4 protein-coding genes are annotated in these 4121 nt (G+C 42.3%); 3 read left to right on the forward strand and 1 reads right to left on the reverse strand.

Going from position 1 to position 4121, the window contains the following annotated elements:
- The first annotated feature begins 88 nt into the window (after window positions 1-88).
- The 3 genes from AB5903_RS21920 (at window position 89) to AB5903_RS21930 (ending at window position 2727) form a co-directional block, all read left to right on the forward strand.
- The gene (locus AB5903_RS21920; protein WP_060386289.1) at window positions 89-652 is read left to right on the forward strand and encodes a hypothetical protein; all 564 of its coding nucleotides are present in this window, start codon (window positions 89-91) and stop codon (window positions 650-652) included.
- Window positions 649-921: an ATP cone domain-containing protein gene (locus AB5903_RS21925; protein ID WP_368118290.1), complete on the forward strand. Its 273-nt coding sequence runs from the start codon at window positions 649-651 to the stop codon at window positions 919-921. Before AB5903_RS21920 ends, AB5903_RS21925 begins: the two co-directional genes overlap by 4 nt.
- 579 nt (window positions 922-1500) lie before the next feature.
- On the forward strand, window positions 1501-2727 hold the full coding sequence (locus tag AB5903_RS21930) for an MFS transporter (protein ID WP_016564142.1): 1227 nt from the start codon (window positions 1501-1503) through the stop codon (window positions 2725-2727).
- Between the two features lie 89 nt (window positions 2728-2816).
- Here AB5903_RS21930 and mobV read toward each other — a convergent pair.
- Window positions 2817-4121, reverse strand: a 1305-nt coding sequence (gene mobV / locus AB5903_RS21935) for a MobV family relaxase (protein WP_368118291.1), incomplete at its 5' end; no start/stop codon positions are given.

The raw sequence follows: 4121 nt of genomic DNA on the forward strand, positions 1-4121 counted from the left end.
AGCTCACAAATTGGGCAGTTAAAGAGTTCTGCTGTCTGATACAAGAGGATAAATTGAATTGATAGAACTCACCTTAAAATAAAAGAACATGACTAAAGTAACCAAATTAAGTCCAGTTACTTCCTGGAATCGTGTATTAAATGCGGCACGCAGAACTGTTGGCAAACCACCACTTGATAAAGAACCATCCAATTCATGGAAAGCTAAAATGCTATTGGCAGAGCATTCTCCTATTCGTTTATTAGAATATGAATGGACATGGGAACAAGTACCTCAATGGGTGACAGTACATTTTGTTCGGCATCACATAGGTTGTGAGAAGTTTGTTCATACGCAACGTCCAGATCGTACTGGGTCACAGATTCCCAGAGGAGAACATATGCAAGGAGAGTTGAATGAAATGGATATGACCGCCAATGCACAAGAAATAATGGCAATTTCAAGAGTAAGGTTATGCAATTGTGCTTCCAAAGAAACTAAAGAGGCATGGGTGCTGATGCTGAATGAATTAGAAAAAATAGATCCAATTCTTGTAAGCAAATGTGTTCCATCATGTGTTTATCGTGGTTTTTGTCCCGAACTGAAGTGCTGTGGATACGCCAAAACTCATCAATTTAAAGAAGCTGTAGAAAAATATAGAAAAATAGAATGAAGGTACAAAAAAGAAATGGTCAGATTGTAAATTTTGACATTGTAAAAATAGGCAATGCTGTAAAGAAAGCCTTTGATAGTAAGCATACAGAATATGACCCAGAGATCGTGAAGTCCGTTGATAAACTAATTCGTCTTGTTTATGCCAACAAGCCGGTGCCCGTTGAAGTAATTCAAGATTATGTGGAACGGGCGTTAATGCAATTGGGATATTACGATATAGCCAAATCGTTTATTTTAAATTCTGAACGGTTTCGTCTAACCGTTTGATGAATAAACATTTAACGGAGTATCTGAAAAGTAATGGTAACGACTAGGAAACCGTGCGATTTTCAGCGTTTTGCGGTGTTTTACTATCAAATAACTCTTTCAGGTGCAAAGATACGACAAATCTTTGATATAGTATCCAATACAAACAGTATTCGCCATTTTTTGCCTTTCGATATATACCTATTTGCTTATGCCGTTATTTTTTGCAGATTTGGATAAAAAAGGAAAGGCAAAATTCAGGAAGCATTGAAATTCTTTACTTTAGTTAGTGCAAAAATCGAATAATTTATTGTAACTTTGCAGCGGATTCGGTGTGCATATAATACCATCCCAATTAAGATAAGTCGCAACATATATAGTGGTTTTCAATATGATTATGAACAATTGTACAATATTAACAGGTAAAAACACCGTTAATATTGCATATCATAAACCTTGGTAATTTTTCCACATTCAAATCTAATTAATTCGATTTGAATGTCATTGTCTTTGTAATCCGGCATGCTATTTCAGGCTTGTCGAGAGATTTTTTGTGCTATAAAATCAAGAAACATTCAAAAGATAAAAGGAAAAATTCAAATGGAAAAAATCAGAAATTGGAAACAAGATTTCTATACAATATGGGCGGGGCAAGCTGTGTCCCTGATAACAAGTGGGGTTCTTCAAATGGCCATCATCTGGCATCTGACAAATACAACAGGGTCTGCGATGGTGTTGTCAATGGCGACCTTGGTTGGGTTTCTACCTCAAGCGGTTTTAGGTTCTGCAATCGGAGTACTTGTTGACCGCTGGAACCGGAAAATGGTCATGATTGGTGCAGATGTCATCATAGCTTGTGCTGGACTGGTACTTACCGTAATTTCCCTGTCAGCGGAACTACCTGTATGGATAGTAATGCTCATCCTCTTCATTAGAAGCGTTGGCACTGCATTCCATTCCCCTGCGTTAAGTGCGGTAACACCTCTTTTAGTGCCTGAAGAACAGTTAGTCAAATGTGCCGGCTACACCCAGTCCATCCAATCGGCAAGTTTCATCCTAAGTCCGGCAATTGCCGCTTTTCTCTATGCAAAATGGGGGTTGAATTCTGCGGTTGCCCTTGACGTATTCGGAGCAATAATTGCCTGTATCACTGTTGCAATGGTTCACATCCCAAAACAACCGATTGAAGCGCTGCAGCAAGAAAACTTTTTCACCGAACTGCGCATTGGCTATAACGCAATACGACAAAATAAAGCTCTTTTCACATTGCTTTGGATAGGAGCAATCAATATGTTCATTTATATGCCAATCAATGCGCTATTTCCGCTGATGAGTATGAATTATTTCGAGGGAAGTACCTTGCATGCTTCCGTGGTGGAAATTGTTTTTGCAGTTGGTATGTTGTTGGGCGGACTTCTATTGGGCGCATGGGGAGGTTTCAAAAAGCGCATGGCAAATATCATCGGCTCTATCTTTCTTATGGGAGTGTCATTGACTGTTTCCGGCTTGCTACCAACCAATGGTTTTATGATATTTGCGATATGTTGTACGTTGATGGGCTTTTCTGCCCCATTCTATAATGGAGTACAGACCGCGCTATTTCAAGAACAGATACAACCCGAGTATTTAGGGCGTGTTTTCGGACTTCTTGGCAGCATCATGTCGTTTGCCATGCCGCTTGGGTTGGTAGTGTCGGGTGCATTTGCAGACCAAATCGGGGTAAACCGTTGGTTTTTGTTCTCAGGTATGGCTATTCTGCTTCTCGCTATAATAGCCTTATGTCTTCCACAACTTAGAAAGGTCGACAATCAAAAACAAAAATCATGATTTATGAAACGTAACTAAATCTAAACAGCAATAAGCCTCTGATAGGGAAATACGATTATCGGAGGCTTATTGCAATCTGTTTTAACTACTTATGTAATTCCTCTACTTTTCCTTTGTGGTTGAATTGGCTGTCGTATGCTCTGCCGTAGCCTGTCGAACTGTTCCCTGAACCATTCGCCTATGGGCTGGCGGTTGATTACGAGTGTCAGTTTAGACTTGTCCGCAGGGTCTTTCACCACTTGAAAGCCTGCTCTTTCTGTCGTAAAACTCCGATTATGTTCCTCCGAATAAAGTTTGCCCTCGTATATCAAAGGCTTACCATAAGTCAATGTCGTGGTCTGCCTTTCATTGAACCCGACAAGGCGGCACAGGCTCTCTATTCTCATAATTTCCTTTGCCATAGGAAACCATGCACACAGCTTTTCGATAATGCGTTTCAAACCTGATACTTCATCTTTGTGTCTGACACTTTTTTCCGCCATCTCCTTACGGTGATTCTGCTGTATTTCCAACAACTGGCGGTTGTGCTCGGTTTGCATCGTGTGTATGCGGTTTTGCAGTATCTCAATGGTTTCCTCATGGGTGGCAACTTCCCGATACAGGGCGGTGTTCTCCCTTTCCAAAGTCTTGACCTTGTTGCTCCCGAAAAGAGAACCGACACTTTCAGCTATGTTGGTCGCTGCGGTGGTGGCTGCACCTTTCAGTTTCTCGGTCTGTACCTCTTTCTTGGCTTGTCTGAGTTCCTGTTCGGTTTCGGTTTTCTGCTCCTGTAACCGCTTGTTTTCTGCATCAAGGGCAGCGTTCTTTTTCTGTATGTCCCGATAATACTGTGTCGTGGTGGTGTGCCGTGCTTCGGAACCTCGCACACCTCGCTGTAATCCGTATTTAGCCATAACCCTTGCATAATTGTCGTGGTACGCAATCAAGGTCTGACGGTTGAACAGGTCATCGGCACACAAACGGACGGTATTTGCTTTCTTGTGATACTTCCGTTTGCCGTCTTCCTGCTCTTTCTTGGCTTTGCGCCTTTCACCTGTCACGATGGGAACAATGGCTGCATGGATATGCGGTGTCTTCTCGTCCATGTGAAGATGGGCGGCAACCACGTTCTCCCTGCCGAATGTGGCTTGCAGCCATTGGATGCTGTCGCTGCACCATTCGTCAAGTCTTCCGTTTTCCTGTATGTCCATCATGTCCTCATGTGTTCCCGACAGAACCACTCGGACTACACGGACTTGGTCATGTGTAATCTTCCGCTTGATGCCTGCCGTGTTCAGCCTGTGGGCAATCGCTTCATCCCTGCCATGAACGCCATCGGGGTATTCTATAAGTACCCTGTTCAGATGCGTTCTTGTCGGGTCTGCGTTTTTAGGTATGATTCTTCTCTCTATATG

This window comes from Bacteroides sp. 2201st1_D9_2201SCRN_220225 (assembly GCF_040928965.1).
Lineage (GTDB): Bacteria > Bacteroidota > Bacteroidia > Bacteroidales > Bacteroidaceae > Bacteroides > Bacteroides stercoris.

Coding starts and splice junctions, on each gene's coding strand:
- AB5903_RS21920 (WP_060386289.1), top strand. CDS start 89: ATGACTAAAGTAACCAAATTAAGTCCAGTTACTTCCTGGAATCGTGTA.
- AB5903_RS21925 (WP_368118290.1), top strand. CDS start 649: ATGAAGGTACAAAAAAGAAATGGTCAGATTGTAAATTTTGACATTGTA.
- AB5903_RS21930 (WP_016564142.1), top strand. CDS start 1,501: ATGGAAAAAATCAGAAATTGGAAACAAGATTTCTATACAATATGGGCG.